This is a genomic window from Micromonospora sp. B11E3 (assembly GCF_039871625.1).
GTDB lineage: Bacteria > Actinomycetota > Actinomycetes > Mycobacteriales > Micromonosporaceae > Micromonospora.
In genome coordinates, this window is sequence record NZ_JBDPMC010000038.1 from 44,727 (window position 1) to 62,864 (window position 18,138).

An 18,138-nucleotide genomic window follows, 5' to 3' on the forward strand; every position below is an offset into this window, starting at 1 on the left:
AATATTCTGCGGTGGGTCCGCTGCCCGTCAGTCTTACGTTCGCCGCCTTTGCCGTGAGGGCCGCTGCGCGGCGAGGCGGGCCACCCGCCGTGGGCGACCCCCCTCGTGGATGTTGTCGGGCAGTAGTGCCTTGCCCCTGCCTCGTCAGGGCGTGCAGGCTGGGCGCGTCGCAGGCGACGCACTCGGCGAGGATGCCTGGCCGTGCCGCAGCGCGTGACGCGTCGGGTCAGGACTTCGGGCCGACGTGCCGGTCCAGGGCGGCCACCGCGTCCTGGCGCGCGACCGACAGCGAGTTGCGCCGGTTCATCTTCCAGGCGACGCCGAGCAGGCCCAGCGCCCACTGGCACAGCCCCATGATGTCCGCGGACTCGTTGGTGAACAGGTAACGCGGGTAGACGTACGCCTTGCCGCGAACCGTGACCCGGTTGCCGACCCGGCAGCCGTCGGAGTGGAACAGGCCGCGCACGAAGTCCCCGGGATGGGCGGTGACGATCTCCCGCTGCCAGTCGGCGAGGACGATGGGACGCTCGTGCTTCCTGCCGGGTCCGTGCTGCGGCAGCAGACACGGCCAGTGCGTGCCGTAGCTCTGCACACTGATGCAGCCCTGTTGCTGGACGCGCTGCACCTCCGTCGCGAGAACCCTCTTCATGGCGTCCTCACAGGCGTCGATCAGGCCGGGCCACGTATCGGCGCAGGAGATGCGCAGCACCGGAACCCGGGCGGTGGTAACCAGGTAGCCGTCACCGAGGTAGAGGCCGAGCAGGTAGGCATACTGCCCGAGGTCTGTCGGCTTGCCGACGTCGGTGCGGCAGCGGAAGCAGCGCAGTGCTGTGCCCTGTGGCTTCGGCTCCGGTCGGATTTTGCACCAGTGCCGGACAGTGGGGTAGGAGACTCCGACGGCGCGGGCGGCCTCCGCGACGGTGGCGCCGGCCAGGTAGAGGCGTCTTGCTCGGGCGCGAATCTCAGGTGGGTGCACGTGCCCAGTTTTGAACGCACGTATGACAGTTTGTGCCCCCGGTGGGATTCGAACCCACACTGTCGGAGGTTTGAGCTCCGTCTCTCTCCCGGTTGGAGTACAGGGGCTTCCGTGATTCGGCACTGACAGAGTACCCACTAGGCTAGGGGCCGCGACACCCGGCACGGCGGTGTCAGTTTGAACTGGTAGGAGAGGCTCGTGGCCGAGACGCAGACGGATGCCGAGCGCAGGCGGGTGTTGATCGCCGAGGACGAGGCGCTCATCCGGCTGGACCTCGCAGAGATGCTCGTCGAGGAGGGCTACGAGGTGGTCGGCGAGGCCGGCGACGGCGAGACGGCCGTCCGGCTCGCCGAGGAACTGAAGCCTGACCTGGTGATTCTCGACATCAAGATGCCGATCATGGACGGGCTGGCCGCCGCCGAGCGGATCGCCGGCGCCCGGATCGCCCCGGTGATCATCCTGACGGCGTTCAGCCAGCGGGACCTGGTGGAGCGGGCGCGGGCGGCCGGCGCGATGGCGTACCTGGTGAAGCCGTTCCAGAAGAGCGACCTGGTGCCGGCGGTGGAGATCGCGCTGTCCCGGTACTCGGAGATCTCCGCGCTGGAGGCGGAGGTCGCGGGCCTGACCGACCGGCTGGAGATCCGCAAGACGGTCGAGCGCGCGAAGGGCGCGCTGATGACGACGTACGGGATGAGCGAGCCGCAGGCGTTCAAGTGGATCCAGCGGACGGCGATGGACCACCGGATGACCATGAAGGAGGTCGCCGAGCGGATCCTCGCCGAGACCGCCGGCGGCGAGGTGGCCCAGCCGGCGTCCTGACGCCGCAGCCGCGCGGGCCCTCCGGCGGCGCATCCGATCGATACGATCGGATGCGTGCTTCCTCGGTGGCCGCGGGCGGTGCTCGGCGTGTTGGCCGGGTGCGCCGTGCTGCTGGCCGGCTGCCGGTCGGCGGAGCGTTCGGCGCCCTCGGCGGAGCCGGTGCGGCCGGGCTGGCGGGCGGTGGACCTGCCGGTGCCGCCGGGCGGGTCGGGGCGGCTGGTGCTGCGCGACGCGGTGGCGTGCGGGGGCCGCTGGTTCGCGGTGGGCGCGGTGGCCGACGCGGCGGGCGGGACGCGGCCGGCGGCGTGGTCGAGCGGGGACGGGGCGTCCTGGTCGGCGCTGCCGGTGCGGGGGGAGACGTTCTACGGCCGGCAGCACGTGCTGTACGCGGCGGCGTGCCGGGACGGCCGGGTGGCGGCGCTGGGCGCGCAGGTCGGCGGGGTGCACGGGAATCCGCGTACGGGCACGTGGACGCAGGGGCCGGACGGGGCGCTGCGGGAGGTGCCGGCGGCGTTCGAGTTGTTCGGGGGGCCGCGGGCGGTGAGCGCGTCGCGGTTGGCGGCGGGGGCGGGCGGCTGGTTGATCGCGGGCGCGCGGGTCGACGGGGCGGCGGTGTGGGCGTCGCCGGACGCGTCGGGGTTCACGCTGCGCGAGGGGGTCCCGGAGTTGGCGGGCGACGCGCGGGGGCGCACGGCGGCGTACGGCGTGGTGGCGGTGGGGTCGGGGTGGTTGGTGGTGGGGTCGGTGCTGCCGGCCGGCGGTGGGGCGTTGGCTCCGTTGGCGTGGCGTTCGGCGGACGGGCGGTCGTGGCGGCGGGCGGTGTTGCCGGCGCCGGACGGCGGTGGGCGGGCGGAGCGGGTGGTCCTGTTCGACGGGGCGCCGGTGGCGGTGGGTCCGGTGCGGGACGGCTTCGCGGTGTGGCGGGCGGCGTCGGTGGAGTCGACCTCGGCGGGCCCGGGGGAGCGGGCCGTGACGGGTACGACGCCGGGAGCGGGGGCGGGGGCGGCGTCGGGCGCGCCGGACGGGCCGGTGGAGGGCTGGCGGCGGGTCGGCGGGTTCGGGGCGGCGGGGCCGGGGGTGCTGTCGGTGTCGGGCCTGGTGGCCGCGGGGCGGGCCCTGGTGACGGTGACGGGTGACGGCGGCGGGCGGCGGGTGTGGCGTTCGGTGGACGGTGGCGGGTCGTGGCGGCCGGTGACGGCGCCGGTGGCCGTGGCGGGGGAGGGTGACGTCGCGGTCGTGGTGCCGGGGGGTGGCGACACGGCGGTGGCGGTGGCGGCCCAGGGGGATCGGCTGGTGTTGGTGGCGGACGACGGCCGGGGATCCCGTGCCTGGTGGGCGGCGTTGCCGGGCGTCGATCGGTAGGGAGTGGGCGGGGGTGTGCTCGTTACCGACGAATGAAAGGCGAATCTTCCTCGGAACCGAACGTTCTTACAGCGATCGTTTCCAATCCGCCACGGCGTGTAACGGTTCGGTCAACCCCTCTTCGCAGGGCTTTTGTCACCGCTTCCGGGTGGGATAACGTCCCGCCCCAGACCGGCGACGACGGTCTGGTTCGTCCGCCCTGCAAGAGCCAATGAGCGGCGGGTGGTTCGGGCCATGGGATGGAGGAGGGTTCGGGCCTTGAGGCAGAAGCTCGCACGCGTGATCGGCGGGGTCGCCATGCTGGCGCTCGTCGCCGGCGGCACCGCTTGCTCCAGCAGCAGCGACGAGGCGTCTGGCGGCGACGCCTGCGGCAGCAAGATCGGGTTCTTCGGCGCGCTCACCGGCAGCTCCGCCGCGCTGGGCATCAACGAGAAGAACGGCGTCAAGCTCGCGATCGACAAGTACAACAAGGAGAACGCGGACTGCAAGGTCGAGCTCGTCGAGCTGGACTCGCAGGGCAGCCCGGACCAGGCGCCGGGTCTGGCGCAGAAGGCCATCGACGACGCCAAGATCCTGGGCATCGTGGGCCCGGCCTACTCGGGTGAGTCCGAGGCCGCCGGCCCGCTGTTCAACGAGGCCGGCCTCGTCACCATCACCCCCTCCGCGACCCGGCCGAGCCTCGCCCAGCAGGGCTGGAAGACCTTCTTCCGGGCGGTCGGCAACGACTTCAGCCAGGGCCCGGCCGCCGGCAACTACATCAAGAACGTCATGAAGGCCGACCGGGTCTACGTCATCGACGACCAGTCGGCGTACGGCGCGGGCCTGGCCGACGAGGTCAAGAAGGTGCTCGGCGCGGCGGTCGTCGGCTCGGACAAGGTCCAGGGCGAGGGCAAGCAGACCGAGTTCTCCGCCGTGGTCACCAAGGTCAAGGCGGCGAACGTCAAGGCCATCTTCTACGGCGGCTACTACCAGGAGGCCGGCCTGATCCGTAAGCAGCTCACCGCTGCCGGCGTCACCGCGCCGCTGGTCGCCGGCGACGGCGTCAACGACGGGGCGTACATCACCTCCGCCGGTCAGGCGGCGGCCGAGGGCACGATCCTCACCTGCCCGTGCCAGCCGGCGGCCGAGGCCCGGGGCACCTTCACCGCGGACTACAAGGCCCTCAACGGCGTCGACCCGGGCACCTACAGCGACACCGCCTTCGACGCGGCGAACATCCTGCTGGCGGGCATCAAGGCCGGCAAGACCGACCGCGCGGGCCTGCTGGAGTTCGTGAAGGGCTACAGCGGCGAGGGCGTCGCGGCCAGCTACAAGTTCGTCGAGGGTGGCGAGCTGGACCCGGCACAGGTCAAGGTCTGGGCGTTCAAGGTCACGGGCGGCAAGGTCGTGCCGGACCAGGAGATCCCCAAGTCCTGACGCCGGTCGCTGCCACAGGCGATTGAGTCGTGATCGCGGGTGCGGCCGGGAGCTCGCTCCCGGCCGCACCTTCTTTTTCTCCAGAGCTGACGGAGTGTCCCTCCCTTGAACTTCGACGGACTGTTCTCCAATTTCGGAGAACTCACCACGACCGGCCTGACGCAGGGCGCCATCTACGCCCTGGTCGCGCTCGGGTACACGCTGGTCTACGGCGTGCTCAGACTCATCAACTTCGCCCACTCCGAGGTCTTCATCGCCGGCGCGTTCGCCGCGATCTGGACCTGGAACGGATTCGGCCTCGACCAGGACTCGACGGTGAGCGGGGTCGGCTCGGTCCTGTTCTACCTGCTGGTGGCGATGATCGTGGCGGCGATCGCGTCGGCGGGCACCGCCACGGTGATCGAGCGGGTCGCGTACCGGCCACTGCGTAAGCGCAACGCGCCGCCGCTCGCGTTCCTGATCACCGCGATCGGCGCCTCGATCGCGATCTCCGAGGCGTTCGGCATCAGGACCCGCCGGCTGCCGGAGGGCGCGCCGGCGCTGGTCAGCTCCAAGCCGCTGTTCCACATCTTCGGGGTGCCGATCGACGCGGTGCAGCTGCTCACCATCGGCGCCGCGCTGGTGATGATGATCGCGCTGGACCTGTTCATCAACCGCAGCCGCGTCGGCCGGGGCATCCGGGCGGTGGCCCAGGACGCCAACACCGCGGCGCTGATGGGCGTGAACAAGGACCGGATCATCCTGATGGTCTTCATCGCCGGTGGCGCGATGGCGGGCGTCGCGGGCCTGCTCTACGACGTGCGGATCCAGACCCTGACGTACAGCGTGGGCTTCCTGCTGGGCCTCAAGGCGTTCACCGCCGCGGTGCTCGGCGGCATCGGCAACCTGCGCGGCGCGCTGCTGGGCGGCCTGCTGCTGGGCGTGATCGAGAACTACGCCTCGGGCCTCTTCGGCACCCAGTGGAAGGACTTCGCGGCCTTCGCGGTGCTGGTGGTGCTGCTGATGTTCCGGCCGACCGGCCTGCTGGGCGAATCGCTGGGGAGGGCGCGGGCATGACGACCGTCCTGGAGAAGGTGCGCTCCGGCCGCGAGGCCGTCGGGCAGCGGTGGCACGGCGCGCCGCGCTGGGTGCGCTGGGCGCTGCTGGCGGCGGTGATCGTGTTCTTCTACGCGCTGCCGAACAAGGAGTTCTACCAGTACCTGGGGCCGATTCCGACCCCGGGCGCGAACTTCACGCAGGTGCTGTTCACCGTCTCGATCTACGTGCTGCTGGCGGTCGGGCTGAACATCGTGGTCGGCTTCGCCGGCCTGCTGGACCTGGGCTACTTCGGCTTCTTCGCCGTCGGCGCGTACACGGTGGCGGTGCTGACCTCGCCGAGCAGCGACATCAAGACGCTGTGGCCCTGGCTGGTGGTGGTGCCGATCGCGATCGGCATGACCATGGTCGCTGGAGTGGCGCTGGGCACGCCGACCCTGCGGCTGCGCGGCGACTACCTGGCGCTGGTGACCCTCGGCTTCGCCGAGATGATCCGGATCGCGGCGGTCAGCTCGGAGTTCCTGAAGGGGCAGCGGGGCTTCAACCAGATTCCCCACCCGCCGGGCAAGTACGCCGACGGCAAGCCGTTCTTCGGCGTGCTGGACGCTCGCCCGTACTACTGGCTGGTGCTGACGCTGATCATCCTGGTGGTGATCGGGGTGCGGAACCTGACGCACAGCCGGGTGGGCCGGGCCTGGATCTCCATCCGGGAGGACGAGGACGCGGCGCAGCTGATGGGCGTGCCGACGTTCAAGTTCAAGCTGTGGGCGTTCGCGGCGGGCGCGGCGGTCGCGGGTCTGGCGGGCGCGCTGTTCGCGGGCAAGCAGAACTTCGTGAACTCGCAGAACTTCGAGCTGCTCAACTCGATCATCATCCTGGCCGCGGTGATCTTCGGCGGGTCGGGCAACATCGTCGGCGCGATCGTCGGCGGCGGCCTGGTGGCGTACATGATCGAGCGGTTCCGCGGCATCGAGCTGCTCGGCATCGAGCTGTACGAGTACCGGTTCCTGTTCTTCGGCCTGGTCCTCGTGGTGATGATGATCGTCCGCCCGCAGGGCCTGATCCCGAACCGGCGACGGGCGGCGGAGTTCAAGGACCGCCGCAAGGAGGTGATCGTCGGTGAGTGACACCGAGCAGACCAAGGCCGTTCCGGCCCAGGCGGGCGCCCCCGCCGTCGAGACGGTGCCGCAGCGGGAGCCGCTGCTGGAGGTCGACCACGTCACGCTGCGCTTCGGTGGCGTGGTGGCGCTCAACGACGTGGACTTCACCCTGTACAAGGGGGAGATCCTGGGGCTGATCGGCCCCAACGGCGCCGGCAAGACCACCTGCTTCAACGCGATGACCGGCATCTACCAGCCCACCGAGGGGCACATCCGGTTCCGCGGCGAGAAGATCAGCGGCAAGCGGCGCCACCAGATCACCCGGATGGGCATGGCGCGGACGTTCCAGAACATCCGCCTGTTCCCGGAGATGACGGCGCTGGAGAACGTCCAGGTGGGCGCGGACGCGCACCACAGGACGAGCGTCATCTCCGCGCTGTTCCGGCTGCCGCGGCACCGGCGGGAGGAGCGCGAGGGCCGGGAGAAGGCCGAGCGCCTGCTGGAGTTCGTTGGCATCCGCAACCGGATGCACGAGTTCGCCCGCAACCTGTCGTACGGCGAGCAGCGGCGGCTGGAGATCGCCCGGGCGCTGGCCACCGACCCGGTGCTGCTGTGCCTGGACGAGCCGGCGGCCGGCTTCAACCCGGCGGAGAAGGAGGAGCTGCTCCAGCTCATCCGGCAGATCCGCGACACCGGCGTGACCGTGCTGCTCATCGAGCACGACATGCGCCTGGTGATGGGGGTGACCGACCGGATCGTGGTGCTGGAGTTCGGGAAGAAGATCGCCGAGGGGCTGCCCGCCGAGGTGCGGGACAACCCGAAGGTGATCGCGGCGTACCTGGGGGTACCGGACGATGCTGCTTGAGATCGACGACGTGAGCCTGCTGTACGGGCGGATCCAGGCGCTGCACGGCATCAGCCTGACGGTGGACGAGGGCGAGATCGTGGCGCTGATCGGCGCCAACGGCGCCGGCAAGTCGACCACCATGCGGGCCATCTCCGGGATCCGGCCGATCGCCTCGGGCCGCATCCGGTTCGCCGGTGAGGACGTCTCCAAGCTCCGGGCGGACCTGCGGGTGCGCCGCGGGCTGTGCCAGGCGCCGGAGGGCCGGGGCATCTTCCCGGGCATGACGGTGCTGGAGAACCTGGACATGGGCGCCTACACCCGGCGCGACCGCGCGGGCATCGCGCAGGACCTGAACCGGGTGCTGGAGCTGTTCCCCCGGCTGGCCGAGCGGCGCAAGCAGCCCGGCGGCACGCTGTCCGGCGGCGAGCAGCAGATGCTGGCGGTGGGCCGGGCGCTGATGAGCCGGCCGAAGCTGCTGCTGCTCGACGAGCCCTCGATGGGGCTGGCGCCGATGCTGATCCAGCAGATCTTCAGCATCATCACCGAGATCAACCAGCAGGGCACCACGATCCTGCTGGTGGAGCAGAACGCCCAGCAGGCCCTGGCCCGGGCGCACCGGGCGTACGTGCTGGAGACCGGCCGGATCGTGAAGTCCGGCACGGGCGCGGAGCTGCTGCACGACCCCTCCGTCAAAGAGGCGTACCTCGGCGTCGCCTGACCGGCGATCTCCCCATCAGTTAGGAGTTCCCCTCATGTTCCAGCTCAACGGTGGCCGGCGGGCGGCGCTCGGCGCCGCGGGCGCGGCCGCGCTGCTGCTCTCTCTCGCCGCCTGCGGCGAGGAGGAGGGCACCGAGCAGCCCGGCGCGGGTCCCGCCGTCAGCGCGTCGGCGGACACGTCCCTGGCCGACAAGGTGCCGGCCGCGATCAAGGCCGACGGCAAGATCATCGTCGGCAGCGACACCACGTACGCCCCGGCGGAGTTCCTCGACACCGACGGCAAGACGGCGATCGGCTTCGACGTGGAGCTGTTCACCGCGGTCGCCCAGAAGCTCGGCCTGAAGGCGGAGTTCGTCTCGGCGCCGTTCGGTGACATCATCACCGGCGTCAACACCGGCAAGTACGAGGTCGGCGTCTCGTCGTTCACGATCAACGACGAGCGCAAGGGCCAGGCCAACATGGTCAGCTACTTCCAGGTCGGCACCCAGTGGGTGACCAAGAAGGGCAACCCGGCCGGCGTCACCCTCGACAACGCCTGCGGCAAGAAGATCGCCGTGCAGAAGGACACCGTCCAGGTCGAGGACATCCAGAAGCGGTCCAAGGCGTGCACCGACGCCGGCAAGCCCGCGATCAGCATCGACCAGTTCCCGGGCCAGGACGCCGCGACCGCCGCGGTGGTCTCCGGCAAGGACGACGCGATGCTCGCCGACTACCCGGTCGGCGTGTACGCGGTGACCCAGTCCAACGACGCCCTCGAACTGCTCGACAAGCAGTACGAGGCCGCGCCGTACGGCTACGTCGTGGCCAAGGACCAGGCGGCGTTCGCCGAGGCCGTCCGGGAGGCGACCAAGGCGCTGATCGCCGACGGGTCGTACAAGACGGTGCTGGACAAGTGGAAGGTGGCCGACGGCGCGATCACGGACCCCGCGGTCAACCCGTAACCCGACATGAAGTCCGAGGAAGCGACTACCGTACGGGCGCGGCCGGAGCCGATCCAGGCCGTGCCCGTACGGCACCCGGGGCGCTGGGTCGCGGTGGCCGTGCTGGGCGTGCTGGCCGCGATGTTCGTCCACGTGCTGGTCACCAACCAGGCGTTCAACTGGTCGTTCATGGTGGACAAGATGTTCCGTCCGCCGATCATCGAGGGCCTGCTGCGCGGCACCGTGCTGATGACGGTCAGCGCGATGCTGATCGGCGTCACGCTCGGCGTGGTGGTCGCGGTGATGCGCCTGTCCGACAACCCGATCCTGCGCGGGGTGGCCTGGCTCTACACCTGGTTCTTCCGCGCCGTGCCCCGGCTGGTGCTGCTGGCCGTCTTCGGCAACATCGGCATCCTGTGGAGCCGGATCGAGTTCGGGGTGCCGTTCGACACCCAGCTCGGCCAGCTGTTCGGCATCGACAACCTCCAGCTGCGGCTGTTCGGGTTCTCCTCCCGGGACATCCTCACCGGGTTCATGGCCGGCCTGCTGGGGCTCGCGCTGTCCGAGGCCGCGTACATGGCCGAGATCGTCCGGGCCGGCATCCAGTCGGTGGACCCCGGGCAGACCGAGGCCGCGCAGGCGCTGGGCATGAGCCGGGGCCAACTGCTGCGCCGGGTGGTGCTGCCGCAGGCCATGCGGGTGATCATCCCGCCGACCGGCAACGAGACCATCGCCATGCTCAAGGACACCTCGCTGCTGCTGTACGTGCCGGTCAGCGTCGAGCTGTTCTTCCAGCTCGACGCGGTGGGGAAGCGGACCTTCCAGATCTTCCCGATGTACGTCGCCGCCTGCCTGTGGTACCTGGCGCTGACCAGCGTCCTGCTGGTCGGGCAGTACTTCCTGGAGCGGCACTTCGGCCGGGGCTACGGCGCCACCGGCCAGGCCCGGGCGCGGCTGCGTGCCCTCGGCGGGGGTGCGGCCCGATGACCGAGCTGAAGGTTCCCGCGCAGGCGGGCGCCCCGGCCGCCGAGTCGGGCGTCATGGTCCGCGCCGAGCAGGTGCACAAGTCGTTCGGGCCGCTCGACGTGCTCAAGGGCATCGACCTGGAGGTCCGCGCGGGCGAGGTGTGCTGCCTGCTGGGCCCCTCCGGGTCGGGCAAGTCGACCTTCCTGCGCTGCATCAACCACCTGGAGAAGATCAACGCCGGCCGGATCTGGGTGGACGGCGAGCTGATCGGCTACCAGCAGCGCGGCGGGAAGCTGCACGAGCTGCGGGAGAAGGAGGTGGCCGCGCAGCGCCGGGCGATCGGCATGGTGTTCCAGCGGTTCAACCTGTTCCCGCACATGACGGTGCTGCAGAACGTCATCGAGGCGCCGGTGCTGCTGGGGCGGGAGAAGAAGGCCGCCGCCCGGGAGCGGGCCGCGGCGCTGCTGGACCGGGTGGGGCTGGGCGACAAGCTCGGGGCGTACCCGGGTCAGCTCTCCGGCGGCCAGCAGCAGCGGGTGGCGATCGCCCGGGCGCTGGCGATGCAGCCGAAGCTGATGCTGTTCGACGAGCCGACCAGCGCGCTCGACCCGGAGCTGGTGGGCGAGGTCCTGGACGTGATGAAGGACCTGGCCCGCGACGGCATGACGATGATCGTGGTGACCCACGAGATCGGCTTCGCCCGGGAGGTCGGCGACTCGCTGGTCTTCATGGACGGCGGCGTGGTGGTCGAGTCGGGCAACCCGCGCGAGGTGATCGCCGACCCGAAGCACGAGCGGACCAGGGCGTTCCTGGCCAAGGTGCTGTAGGCCGGGTCCCGGCGCGGGCACGCCCGCGCCGGGACGTGCCGCTGTACGGGAGTGTCAGAGCGGCGGGCTAGAGTCGCTGCGTGACAGCTACGACGCCGCGCCTGCTCCTCGTCGACGGACACTCCCTGGCATACCGGGCGTTCTTCGCCCTGCCGGTGGAGAACTTCTCCACCACGACAGGGCAGCCGACGAACGCCGTCTACGGCTTCACCTCCATGCTGATCAACGTGCTGCGCGACGAGCAGCCGACCCACATCGTCGTCGCCTTCGACGTGTCCCGCCGCTCCTTCCGCACGGAGAAGTACGCCGAGTACAAGGCGGGCCGCAGCGAGACCCCGACGGACTTCAAGGGCCAGGTCAGCCTGGTCAAGGAGGTCCTGGCCGCGCTGCGCATCCCGGTGGTGGAGCAGGAGGGCTACGAGGCCGACGACCTCATCGCCACCCTCGCCTGTCAGGCCCGTGACCAGGGCATGTCGGTGCTCATCACCACCGGCGACCGGGACGCGTTCCAGCTCGTCGACGACTCGATCACCGTGCTCTACCCGCGCAAGGGCGTCTCCGACCTGGCCCGGATGGACGCCGCCGCCGTCGAGGCGAAGTACGGCGTCGGCCCGCAGCGCTACCGCGATCTCGCCGCCCTGGTCGGCGAGACCAGCGACAACCTGCCCGGCGTCCCCGGCGTCGGGCCGAAGACCGCCGCCAAGTGGATCAACATGTACGGCGGGGTCGAGGGCGTCGTGGCCCGCGCCGACGAGATCAAGGGCAAGGCCGGCGACAACCTGCGCGAGCGGTTGGCCGACGTGATCCGCAACTACGAGATCAACTGCCTGGTCTCCGACCTGGAGCTGCCGATCCGCCCCGAGGACGCCCGCTGGGCCGGGTGGGACCGGGAGGCCGTGCACCAGGTCTTCGACACGCTGGAGTTCCGCATCCTGCGCGACCGCCTCTACCAGTACCTGGAGGCCGTGGAGCCGGAGGCCGAGGCCGGGTTCGACCTGACGGGCGAGGTGCTCACCGAGCCCGGCGCGCTGGCCGGGTGGCTGGCGGCGCACGCCTCGGCCGGCACCCCCGTCGGGGTGGCGGTCAAGCTCGACACCGGCCCCAACCGGCGGCACACCGCCTCGGTGCTCGGCATGGCGCTCGCCACCGCCGGGGGCGCGGCGGTCTGGTTCGACCCGGCCCGCCTCGACCCGGCCGACGAGTCGGCCCTGGCCGCCTGGTTGGCCGACGCCGGGCGCCCCAAGGTGCTGCACGACAGCAAGCCCGCCGTGCTCGCGTTCGCCACGCACGGCTGGTCGCTGGACGGGATCGCCCGCGACACCCAGATCGCCGCGTACCTGGCCCGTCCCGACCAGCGATCGTACGACCTGACCGACCTCGCGCTGCGCTACCTGCACCGGGAGTTGCGGGTCGACACCCCGGACACCGGCCAGCTCACCTTCGAGGGGCTGGGCGACGACGGCGAGGTCGAGCAGAACCTGATGCTCCAGGCCCGGGCCACCCTCGACCTGGCCGACGCGATCGACGCCGAGCTGTCCCGCGACGGTGAGCAGTCCGCGCGGCTGATGGCCGGGGTGGAGCTGCCCCTGATGCGGGTCCTCGCCGGCATGGAGGGCATCGGCATCGCCGCCGACACGCAGTACCTGTCGGAGCTGGAGGCGCACTTCGCCGCCGAGGTGAAGGCCGCCGCGCAGGGCGCGTACGCCGCCGTGGGGCGCGAGTTCAACCTGGGATCACCCAAGCAGCTCCAGGAGATCCTCTTCGGCGAGCTGGGCCTGCCCAAGACCAAGAAGATCAAGACCGGCTACACCACCGACGCGGACGCGGTGCAGTGGCTGTACGCGCAGAACCCGCACCCGGTCCTGGAGCACCTGCTGCGGCACCGGGACGTGGCCAAGCTCAAGTCGACCGTCGACGGCCTGCTCAAGTCGGTCTCCGAGGACGGGCGCATCCACACCACGTTCAACCAGACCGTGGCGGCCACCGGGCGGCTCTCCTCCACCGAGCCGAACCTGCAGAACATCCCGATCCGCACCGAGGAGGGCCGGCGCATCCGGCGCGCCTTCGTGGTGGGGGAGGGCTACGACTGCCTGCTCACCGCCGACTACAGCCAGATCGAGATGCGGCTCATGGCGCACCTGTCGTCGGACGACGCGCTGATCGAGGCGTTCAACTCCGGCGCCGACTTCCACGCCGCGACCGCCTCGTCGGTCTTCGGGGTGCCGGTCGGGGAGGTCACCGCCGACCAGCGGCGCAAGATCAAGGCGATGAACTACGGCCTGGCGTACGGGCTGAGCGCGTTCGGCCTGTCCCAGCAGCTCGGCATCAGCGCCGAGGAGGCGCGCGGGCTGATGGACAACTACTTCGCCGGCTTCGGCGGCGTCCGCGACTACCTGCACGAGGTGGTCGCCCGGGCCCGCCACGACGGCTACACCTCGACCATCCTGGGCCGCCGGCGATACCTTCCCGACCTGGTCAGCGACAACCGGCAGCGCCGGGAGATGGCCGAGCGGATGGCGCTCAACGCCCCGATCCAGGGCTCCGCGGCCGACATCATCAAGGTCGCCATGCTGCGCGTCGACGCCGCGCTGCGCGAGGCGGGGCTGCGCTCCCGGATGCTGCTGCAGGTGCACGACGAACTGGTCTTCGAGGTCGCCACGGGCGAGCGGGAGACCCTGGAGGCGCTGGTGCGCCGGGAGATGGGTGGGGCGTACCCGCTGTCGGTGCCGCTGGAGGTCTCCGTCGGCGAGGGCCGCGACTGGAACAGCGCCGGCCACTGACCCGCGCGCGCCGGGGCCCGCCCGGTTCTCCATGTCGGCGACATGGCGGTATCCGGGCCGCCCGGACCCCGCCATGTCGCCGACGCGGGGGTCGATCTACCGACCCGGTCCCCGGCGCTCCTTCGGCGGGGCGCCGTGCCGCTCCAGGGCCCGGCGGGACGGGCCGCCCGGCGGCGGCAGCGGGGCCTTGAGCGGGTCGTGGCCCCAGTTCATCAGCGACCACCGCCACTTCGTGGCGCGTACGTCGCCCGAGGGGCGCTGTGCCATGTGCCGGCGGACGTACCCGATGACCTTGCGCATGTGCGTGAAGTCCGCCTCCGACAGCTCGGAGCGCTTGCGGCGCAGCAGGCCCACGATCCGCCGGCCCGACTCGTGCCCGACCGACTCCCCGCTCGCCTTGCCCTTCCTGCGCCAGCCGACGTGCTGGGACTCCTCGGTCTCCAGCCACCTCGACAGCTCGCCGGGCCTCATGTTCACCGCCTCGGTGAACTCGCGGTACGTGTCCCGGCCCTGGTCACCCTTCCTCACGGCGCAGCACCTCCGGCCTGTGCGCGACGTCCCGGCCCGAGTCGTCGTTGCGGATGCGGTACTGCGGGTGCTCCGGGGACGCGTTGACCGTGTGCCCCCGCACGTGCGTCCGGTCGATCAGCTTCTCCTTGACCACGCCGTGCGCCCGGCCGCTGTGACTGGCCCAGGAGACGTGGTCGCCCTCGCGGAACTCCTTCTCGGCCATGTCCGCCGGGTACCCGGCGGCGGTGCCCGGAAACGGCGGGCCCGGGCGTGCCGGTCGCCGGTGTCAGGGGGTGATCTCGGCGATCGGCAGTTTGATGTCGAACGGCTCGGTCAGCTCGACCAGCTCCGCGCTGTCGGCGACCAGTTCGTACTGCCGCTCGCGGCTCAGGTTGAGCTGGCCGCTCAGCCGGTACGCGTAGAGGTGCACCGGGTTCTGCTCGATGCGCCAGTAGTGGGGGATGCCCGCCGCGGCGTACTCGCCGGGCTTGGCGAACCGGTCTGTCCGCCGGGTCCCCGGCGAGACGATCTCGACGGCGAGCACCACGTCCGCCGGCTTGAGTGTGGACGTCTCGGCCGGCAGTCCGGACCGGCGCAGCAGCACGTCGGGTTGCCGACTGGTGTTGGAACTCAGCTCGACTCCGACCGCCTGGGCGACCCGCAGGTCGGCTGGTGCGTGCTGCAACAACCAGCGGGCGAGGAGCAGGGAGATGTCCTGGTGGCCGAGGGTGGGGGAGGGTGTCACCTGGATGACTCCGTCGACGAGCTCGACGCGGGGGGCGTCGTCCGGCAGGCTGAGCAGGTCCTCCAGCGTGTAGTCGGCACGCTGCTGCCGCATCGGGTCCGGACACCAGGGGCCAGGTGGTGTCGCGATCGGCTCGGCGCTCACCTGGCCAGGGTAACCCCGCGCGGAACCGCGCACGTCGCACCGCGCGTGCGACCCGTCAGCCCGCGGGCCTCTCGGCGACGAAGATCGCGGTGCCGGGGAAGAGGCGGCCGCGCAGCGGGCTCCACTGCCCCCAGATCCCCTCGTGCCCCTCGGGCCACTCCGGCTCCACCAGGTCGACCAGCCGGAACCCCGCGCCGACCAGCTCCCGCACCCGGTCGCCCAGGGTCCGGTGCTGCTCGACGTAGGTCGCCTCGCCGGCCTCGTCCAGCTCGACGTAGGGGTCGCGGTCGAAGTACGAGTGCACCGCGACCAGGCCCCGCTCGCCCGGGTCGTCCAGGAAGATCCACCGCATCGGGTGGGTCACCGAGAACACCCACCGGCCGCCGGGGCGCAGCACCCGGAACACCTCGCGCATCACCGCCGCCGAGTCGGCCACGAACGGGATCGCCCCGAACGCCGTGCAGGCGGTGTCGAACGCCGCGTCGGGGAAGGGCAGGGCCAGCGCGTCGGCCTGCACCAGCGGGACGCGTACCCCCGTGCGGTCGGCCGCGGCGGCGGCGTGCCGCAGCATCCCGGCGGAGAGGTCCAGCGCGACCGGCCGGGCCCCGCGGGTGGCCAGCCAGCGGGCGGCGGCGGCCGCCCCGCAGCCCAGCTCCAGCACCCGCCGCCCGGTGACGTCGCCGAGCAGCCCGGCGTCGGCCTCCCGCAGCCCCTCCGGGCACCACACGAAGTCCACGTCGCCCAGGAAGGCCCCGTGCTCGGCCTGGTAGTCGTCGGCGTCGGCGTCCCACCAGCCGCGGTTGGCCCGACGGGCCTCCGCGTCGCCCACCCGGCGCCGGGTCACCCGGCTGTCGTCGTCCACGCCCGTCACGCTAGGCCCCGGGCGGCTGCCACCCGCCACCGGAGTGACAGCTGTGACGTGTGAGACAGCGGGGACTCCTTGCAGCCGAAATCTCCGCTTTCGCAGCTGACGCGCCGGCGAGAGGGCGGGAGGGCTTGCACGCTGTGGTAATGCAGCGGGTAGGCTAGACGATGCGCTCGCGGATCGTGTGCCTCGGCAGGGAGCAGGTGCGCGGTCAACGGAGCCACATCACATGATCCCACTGAGCGATCGTTCGGTGTGCCCGGCGACGGATCCGCTGGCGCGAACAGGTCACCGCGACACCAGCCTGCTGTGACAAAACATCCGACCGGAGCAACCGCCCACATGACGAGCAGCATCGAGGCCCCCTCGAGCGCCACCCGGGTCACCCACGACGATCTCGGTTCCGAGGAGGCTTTCCTCGCCGCGATCGACGAGACCATCAAGTACTTCAACGACGGCGACATTGTCGAAGGCACCGTCGTCAAGGTCGATCGGGACGAGGTCCTGCTCGACATCGGCTACAAGACCGAGGGCGTCATCCCCTCGCGGGAGTTGTCGATCAAGCACGACGTGGACCCTGCCGAGGTCGTTTCGGTCGGTGACCACATCGAGGCCCTCGTCCTCCAGAAGGAGGACAAGGAGGGTCGCCTGATCCTCTCGAAGAAGCGGGCGCAGTACGAGCGGGCCTGGGGCACGATCGAGAAGATCAAGGACGAGGACGGTGTCGTCCGCGGCTCGGTCATCGAGGTCGTCAAGGGTGGTCTCATCCTCGACATCGGGCTGCGGGGCTTCCTGCCCGCCTCCCTGGTCGAGATGCGGCGGGTGCGCGACCTGCAGCCGTACGTCGGCCGCGAGCTCGAGGCCAAGATCATCGAGCTGGACAAGAACCGCAACAACGTGGTCCTGTCCCGCCGGGCCTGGCTGGAGCAGACGCAGTCCGAGGTGCGCACCGAGTTCCTCAACAAGCTGCAGAAGGGCCAGGTCCGCAAGGGCGTCGTGTCCTCGATCGTCAACTTCGGCGCGTTCGTCGACCTGGGCGGCGTGGACGGCCTGGTGCACGTCTCCGAGCTGTCCTGGAAGCACATCGACCACCCGTCCGAGGTCGTCGAGGTGGGCCAGGAGGTCGAGGTCGAGGTCCTGGACGTCGACCTGGACCGCGAGCGGGTCTCGCTGTCGCTGAAGGCGACCCAGGAGGACCCGTGGCGGCAGTTCGCCCGCACCCACGCGATCCAGCAGATCGTGCCGGGTAAGGTCACCAAGCTGGTGCCGTTCGGCGCCTTCGTCCGGGTGGACGACGGCATCGAGGGCCTGGTCCACATCTCCGAGCTGGCCGAGCGCCACGTCGAGATCCCGGAGCAGGTCGTCCAGGTCGGCTCCGAGGTCATGGTCAAGGTCATCGACATCGACCTGGAGCGCCGCCGGATCTCGCTGTCGCTGAAGCAGGCCAACGAGGGCTTCGTCGAGGGCGAGGAGCACTTCGACCCGACCCTCTACGGCATGGCCGCGACCTACGACGCCGAGGGCAACTACATCTACCCGGAGGGCTTCGACCCGGAGACGGGCGAGTGGCTCGAGGGGTACGAGAAGCAGCGCGAGGCGTGGGAGCAGCAGTACGCCGAGGCGCGCCAGCGCTGGGAGGCCCACACCAAGCAGGTGCAGAACTCCCGTGCCGCCGAGGCCGAGGCCGCTGCCAACCCGGCTCCGGCCGTGTCCGGCGGTGCCGCCGCGGCCCCGAGCCGGCAGGCCGAGGAGCCGGCGGGCACCCTGGCCACCGACGAGGCGCTCGCCGCTCTGCGGGAGAAGCTCGCCGGCGGCAAGTGACCCTGGTGACGACTCCGGCTCGGCGCGGCTGACGCGCGGGGCGAGTTGCCACTGACGACGATGGGCCCCGTCCCCACGATCCGGTATACCGGGTCGTCGGGGGCGGGGCCTTCGCCGTTCCGCCCCGCGTCTCCCGGGCGACCGGGAGCGGCACCGCCGCCACGTCCCCGCACATAGCAGGGGCACTTTGTGCCCCTGCTATTGCTGTTATAGCTGTTTTGTCGGGGCCGTAAGTGCAAGATCGCGGGGGCGGGCAGGGCGGGGGCGGAACGGGGAGCGGGGCAGGGC

17 protein-coding genes and 1 tRNA gene are annotated in these 18,138 nt (G+C 71.1%); 12 read left to right on the forward strand and 6 right to left on the reverse strand.

Annotation, left to right across the window (positions count from 1 at the left end; all coding sequences use genetic code 11):
- Nucleotides 1-226 precede the first annotated feature (226 nt).
- Both ABGB16_RS19600 and ABGB16_RS19605 read right to left on the reverse strand, forming a co-directional pair.
- Nucleotides 227-976, reverse strand: a complete 750-nt coding sequence (locus tag ABGB16_RS19600) for a helix-turn-helix domain-containing protein (RefSeq protein WP_347669531.1) — start codon at nucleotides 974-976, stop codon at nucleotides 227-229.
- A gap of 33 nt (nucleotides 977-1,009) precedes the next feature.
- Nucleotides 1,010-1,083, reverse strand: a tRNA-Leu gene (locus tag ABGB16_RS19605).
- A 91-nt stretch (nucleotides 1,084-1,174) separates the two neighbouring features.
- On the opposite strand from ABGB16_RS19605, the gene ABGB16_RS19610 reads away from it, so the two are divergent.
- The 11 genes from ABGB16_RS19610 to polA all read left to right on the forward strand — a co-directional run bounded on the left by ABGB16_RS19610 (nucleotide 1,175) and on the right by polA (nucleotide 13,765).
- Nucleotides 1,175-1,795, forward strand: coding sequence for a response regulator (locus tag ABGB16_RS19610; protein ID WP_347669532.1), 621 nt, complete (start codon nucleotides 1,175-1,177; stop codon nucleotides 1,793-1,795).
- Nucleotides 1,796-1,849: 54 nt separating this feature from the next.
- Nucleotides 1,850-3,157: a hypothetical protein gene (locus ABGB16_RS19615; protein ID WP_347669533.1), complete on the forward strand. Its 1,308-nt coding sequence runs from the start codon at nucleotides 1,850-1,852 to the stop codon at nucleotides 3,155-3,157.
- Nucleotides 3,158-3,415: 258 nt separating this feature from the next.
- Nucleotides 3,416-4,573, forward strand: a complete 1,158-nt coding sequence (locus ABGB16_RS19620; RefSeq protein ID WP_347669534.1) for a branched-chain amino acid ABC transporter substrate-binding protein — start codon at nucleotides 3,416-3,418, stop codon at nucleotides 4,571-4,573.
- Between the two features lie 105 nt (nucleotides 4,574-4,678).
- Entirely contained in the window at nucleotides 4,679-5,629 is a 951-nt protein-coding gene (locus ABGB16_RS19625) for a branched-chain amino acid ABC transporter permease (RefSeq protein ID WP_347669535.1), read from the forward strand.
- Complete coding sequence (locus tag ABGB16_RS19630; protein WP_347669536.1) at nucleotides 5,626-6,735, forward strand: branched-chain amino acid ABC transporter permease; 1,110 nt, start codon at nucleotides 5,626-5,628, stop codon at nucleotides 6,733-6,735. The genes ABGB16_RS19625 and ABGB16_RS19630 overlap by 4 nt, the downstream gene beginning before the upstream one ends.
- A 55-nt stretch (nucleotides 6,736-6,790) precedes the next feature.
- Nucleotides 6,791-7,573 carry an ABC transporter ATP-binding protein gene (locus ABGB16_RS19635; protein WP_347669552.1) on the forward strand — a complete coding sequence of 261 codons (783 nt, stop codon included), beginning with the start codon at nucleotides 6,791-6,793 and terminating at the stop codon, nucleotides 7,571-7,573.
- Nucleotides 7,563-8,273, forward strand: a complete 711-nt coding sequence (locus ABGB16_RS19640) for an ABC transporter ATP-binding protein (RefSeq protein ID WP_347669537.1) — start codon at nucleotides 7,563-7,565, stop codon at nucleotides 8,271-8,273. Before ABGB16_RS19635 ends, ABGB16_RS19640 begins: the two co-directional genes overlap by 11 nt.
- 34 nt (nucleotides 8,274-8,307) lie before the next feature.
- Entirely contained in the window at nucleotides 8,308-9,213 is a 906-nt protein-coding gene (locus ABGB16_RS19645) for an ABC transporter substrate-binding protein (RefSeq protein ID WP_347669538.1), read from the forward strand.
- A 6-nt stretch (nucleotides 9,214-9,219) separates the two neighbouring features.
- A complete protein-coding gene (locus tag ABGB16_RS19650; protein WP_347669539.1) occupies nucleotides 9,220-10,179 on the forward strand; it encodes an amino acid ABC transporter permease in 960 nt (319 codons plus the stop codon).
- On the forward strand, nucleotides 10,176-10,985 hold the full coding sequence (locus ABGB16_RS19655) for an amino acid ABC transporter ATP-binding protein (protein ID WP_347669540.1): 810 nt from the start codon (nucleotides 10,176-10,178) through the stop codon (nucleotides 10,983-10,985). Before ABGB16_RS19650 ends, ABGB16_RS19655 begins: the two co-directional genes overlap by 4 nt.
- A gap of 80 nt (nucleotides 10,986-11,065) precedes the next feature.
- On the forward strand, nucleotides 11,066-13,765 hold the full coding sequence (gene polA, locus ABGB16_RS19660) for a DNA polymerase I (protein WP_347669541.1): 2,700 nt from the start codon (nucleotides 11,066-11,068) through the stop codon (nucleotides 13,763-13,765).
- 96 nt (nucleotides 13,766-13,861) lie between these two features.
- On the opposite strand, the gene ABGB16_RS19665 is transcribed toward polA, so the two are convergent.
- From ABGB16_RS19665 to ABGB16_RS19680, 4 genes are all read right to left on the reverse strand, one after another.
- Entirely contained in the window at nucleotides 13,862-14,293 is a 432-nt protein-coding gene (locus tag ABGB16_RS19665) for a DUF3140 domain-containing protein (protein ID WP_347669542.1), read from the reverse strand.
- A complete protein-coding gene (locus ABGB16_RS19670; protein WP_347669543.1) occupies nucleotides 14,280-14,498 on the reverse strand; it encodes a DUF2945 domain-containing protein in 219 nt (72 codons plus the stop codon). Before ABGB16_RS19670 ends, ABGB16_RS19665 begins: the two co-directional genes overlap by 14 nt.
- A 63-nt stretch (nucleotides 14,499-14,561) precedes the next feature.
- Nucleotides 14,562-15,164 carry a Uma2 family endonuclease gene (locus tag ABGB16_RS19675; RefSeq protein WP_347669544.1) on the reverse strand — a complete coding sequence of 201 codons (603 nt, stop codon included), beginning with the start codon at nucleotides 15,162-15,164 and terminating at the stop codon, nucleotides 14,562-14,564.
- Between the two features lie 55 nt (nucleotides 15,165-15,219).
- A complete protein-coding gene (locus tag ABGB16_RS19680) occupies nucleotides 15,220-16,026 on the reverse strand; it encodes a class I SAM-dependent methyltransferase (RefSeq protein ID WP_347669545.1) in 807 nt (268 codons plus the stop codon).
- A 345-nt stretch (nucleotides 16,027-16,371) separates the two neighbouring features.
- Here ABGB16_RS19680 and rpsA point away from each other — a divergent pair, with 345 nt between their 5' ends.
- Nucleotides 16,372-17,850 (forward strand): 30S ribosomal protein S1, encoded by a 1,479-nt coding sequence (gene rpsA, locus ABGB16_RS19685; RefSeq protein ID WP_347669546.1) that lies wholly within the window; start codon nucleotides 16,372-16,374, stop codon nucleotides 17,848-17,850.
- Nucleotides 17,851-18,138: the final 288 nt, after the last annotated feature.

Coding starts and splice junctions, on each gene's coding strand:
- ABGB16_RS19655 (WP_347669540.1), top strand. CDS start 10,176: ATGACCGAGCTGAAGGTTCCCGCGCAGGCGGGCGCCCCGGCCGCCGAG.
- ABGB16_RS19640 (WP_347669537.1), top strand. CDS start 7,563: ATGCTGCTTGAGATCGACGACGTGAGCCTGCTGTACGGGCGGATCCAG.
- ABGB16_RS19670 (WP_347669543.1), bottom strand. CDS start 14,498: ATGGCCGAGAAGGAGTTCCGCGAGGGCGACCACGTCTCCTGGGCCAGT.
- ABGB16_RS19650 (WP_347669539.1), top strand. CDS start 9,220: ATGAAGTCCGAGGAAGCGACTACCGTACGGGCGCGGCCGGAGCCGATC.
- ABGB16_RS19630 (WP_347669536.1), top strand. CDS start 5,626: ATGACGACCGTCCTGGAGAAGGTGCGCTCCGGCCGCGAGGCCGTCGGG.
- rpsA (WP_347669546.1), top strand. CDS start 16,372: ATGACGAGCAGCATCGAGGCCCCCTCGAGCGCCACCCGGGTCACCCAC.
- ABGB16_RS19645 (WP_347669538.1), top strand. CDS start 8,308: ATGTTCCAGCTCAACGGTGGCCGGCGGGCGGCGCTCGGCGCCGCGGGC.